Genomic DNA, 2628 nt, shown 5'->3' on the forward strand with positions numbered 1-2628 from the left:
GACTTCATCCTGTATTATTTGCTGTAAATCCACAGGTGGTGAAGGATGCTCATGAGAAAGGGCTATTTATTCAGCCTTATACCGTTAATGATGAAAATACAATGAAAAAGTTTGTATCAATGGGCATAGATGGAATTATAACCAATTATCCCGATATCCTTAATAAAATAATTCAACAGGAAAATAAATAAAAATTATATATAGAAAGGAAAGATCTTTAATGAGAATAGAACTAACCACCCCTGCAGTACTGTTTACCTCAATATCTTTGTTGATTTCAGCATATACCAGTAGATTTTTAAATTTAGCACAGTTGGTTAGGCAGTTGGATTCTCACTATAAACATGATCCTAGTGAGTCAATTTTAAAGCAGATAAAAAATCTTCAGCTTAGAATCAATATTATAAGATACACTCAGATAATGGGAGGAGTAAGCTTTTTTCTCTGTGCTTTAGCTACCTTTCTGATATTTAAGGAAAAAAACTATGCAGGAGAAGTTGCTTTTGGAGCAAGCTTAATAGCTTTAATGATTTCCCTTTTTCTTCTTATAATTGAGGTTCAAATCTCTGTAAAGGCGTTAAATGTTCAGTTGGACAAATATAAAGATAGTAGTAATTGAATTAATAGAGTATTAATTATAATGCAGAAATATCGTTTTAAAGGAGAATTGATTAAGTATGAATATTGCATGTTTTGATATTGGAGGAACCTTTATTAAATATTCAGTAATTAATGAGAAAGGAGAAATTTTATTAAAAGATAAGTTTTCTACTCCAAAAGAAAACTGCAGGATTGAAATTCCCAAAGCATTAGTTGAAAGAATTAAAGATATATCTAATTATTTTAAAATAGATGCAGCGGGAATAAGTACTGCAGGACAGGTGGATTCAGATAAGGGTGAAATAGTCTTTGCTACAGAAAATCTTCCTGGATATACAGGAGCAAAGATTTCGGAACATCTTAGAAATGAACTTAATTTGCCAAGCTATGTAGAAAATGATGTAAATGCTGCTGCAGTAGGAGAAATGTGGATGGGAGCAGCAAAGGGAAAGAATAATTTTGCATGCATAACTTTGGGTACAGGAATAGGTGGAGCTATTGTAATAGATGGTAAGCTTTATAAAGGAATTAACGGTGGAGCGGGAGAATTTGGACATATGTCAATAAATGAGCATGGTGAAAACTGTACCTGTGGATTTCAGGGATGTTTTGAAAGATATTCTTCTACTTCAGCTTTAATAAGAAGGTATAAAGCAGAAGCTGAGAAGGCTGGAAGTGCTGATGAAAATGCTACAGGTGAGTCTATTATGAAGCTTGTACGTGAAGGAAACAATACAGCAGTAAAAGTGTACAAGGATTTTTTAGCTCATTTAGCTACTGGAATAGCAAATGTAGTACATATATTAGATCCAGGTCTAATTGTAATTGGAGGAGGCATATCTGCGCAGGGACAGAGTTTTATAAACGAGCTCGAGGAAGTATTTAAAACTAAAGCTATGAAGGCTTATGCTGATAATACAGAAATAGTAACAGCGCAGCTTCAAAACGATGCAGGTGTTTACGGTGCATGTTATTTAGCATTAAAAAACATGATTGAGTAAAATATTATTTAACTTAAATAAAGAAGCTTGGAGAGAGACATGATTAAAAATATTGTGTTTGATATAGGAAACGTGCTTGTAGAGTATAGACCTGAGATTTTTCTGGATAAATATAATTTTACAAGTAAAGTAAAAGAATAAGTTATGAAATCAGTTTTTAATAGTAAATATTGGCCTGAGCTGGATAGAGGAACCTTAAATGAAGAGGAAGCTGTAAAGCTGTTCTGCAGCTGCGAGCCTGATTTAAGTGAGGAAATAATCTCTGTGATGGAAAAATGGAAGGATATGCTTCTTCCTATGGAGGAGTCTATAGAGCTTTTAAAAAAACTTAAGAGTAATGGATATAGTATTTATGTTCTTTCTAATTATCATAGACAAGCTTTTCATAAGATAAAAGAGGAAAACGATTTTTTTAATATAATAGATGGAGGAGTAATATCCTTTGAAATTAACTATATTAAACCTCAAAGGGAAATCTACCAGTTTCTCCTTGAAAAGTATAAAATTAAGGCTGAGGAAACACTATTTATCGATGATATGGAAATAAATATTAAAGCAGCAGAGGATGTAGGAATTAGAGCTGTTTTATTTACAGATATAGACGAGGTAAAGGAAAAGCTATATAAGATGGACATCAATATATAGAAATAATTAGTTCTAATATTTTACAAAATTAAACTTCCTTAAAGCAGAGGTGCGTTTTGCATCTGCTTTAAGGAAGTTGTTTTTTAAAATAGATAATAAAGAGATTTATTCAGCATTTTCATATTGAAGCTTATACAAATTATAGTAAAGACCCTGGTTTTCCAAAAGCTCACTATGAGTACCTATTTCTCTTATTTTACCTTTATGAAGAACTATTATTCTGTTACTGTTTTTTATGGTAGATAGCCTATGGGCAACAACTATGGTGGTTCTGCCTTGAGTTATTTTGTTTAATGCATCCTGTATTAAGCTTTCAGTTTCTGTATCAATATTTGAAGTAGCCTCGTCTAAAACTAAAATCGGTGGATCAAAAGCTATAGCT

4 protein-coding genes and 1 pseudogene are annotated in these 2628 nt (G+C 32.1%); 4 read left to right on the top strand and 1 reads right to left on the bottom strand.

Features of this window, described 5'->3' with window-relative positions; genetic code table 11:
- The 4 genes from TA89_RS04995 to TA89_RS05010 all read left to right on the top strand — a co-directional run.
- A partial coding sequence (locus tag TA89_RS04995) for a glycerophosphodiester phosphodiesterase (protein WP_040211410.1) occupies positions 1–191 on the top strand: 191 nt, incomplete at its 5' end.
- A gap of 29 nt (positions 192–220) precedes the next feature.
- On the top strand, positions 221–619 hold the full coding sequence (locus TA89_RS05000) for a DUF2721 domain-containing protein (protein ID WP_242850085.1): 399 nt from the start codon (positions 221–223) through the stop codon (positions 617–619).
- A gap of 58 nt (positions 620–677) precedes the next feature.
- Positions 678–1601: an ROK family protein gene (locus TA89_RS05005; protein ID WP_040211412.1), complete on the top strand. Its 924-nt coding sequence runs from the start codon at positions 678–680 to the stop codon at positions 1599–1601.
- Between the two features lie 144 nt (positions 1602–1745).
- The gene (locus tag TA89_RS05010; RefSeq protein ID WP_052447332.1) at positions 1746–2246 is read left to right on the top strand and encodes an HAD family hydrolase; all 501 of its coding nucleotides are present in this window, start codon (positions 1746–1748) and stop codon (positions 2244–2246) included.
- A gap of 105 nt (positions 2247–2351) precedes the next feature.
- Here the strand turns inward: TA89_RS05010 and TA89_RS05015 are convergent.
- A pseudogene (locus TA89_RS05015) lies at positions 2352–2628 on the bottom strand (ABC transporter ATP-binding protein); the annotation flags it as partial.

It is taken from the genome of Clostridium polynesiense (assembly GCF_000820705.1).
Classification (GTDB): Bacteria; Bacillota; Clostridia; order Clostridiales; family Clostridiaceae; genus Clostridium_AA; species Clostridium_AA polynesiense.

Bases quoted from the DNA above. Each gene is read 5' to 3' on its own strand.
- TA89_RS05010 (WP_052447332.1), top strand. From the start codon at position 1,746: ATGAAATCAGTTTTTAATAGTAAATATTGGCCTGAGCTGGATAGAGGA.
- TA89_RS05005 (WP_040211412.1), top strand. From the start codon at position 678: ATGAATATTGCATGTTTTGATATTGGAGGAACCTTTATTAAATATTCA.
- TA89_RS05000 (WP_242850085.1), top strand. From the start codon at position 221: ATGAGAATAGAACTAACCACCCCTGCAGTACTGTTTACCTCAATATCT.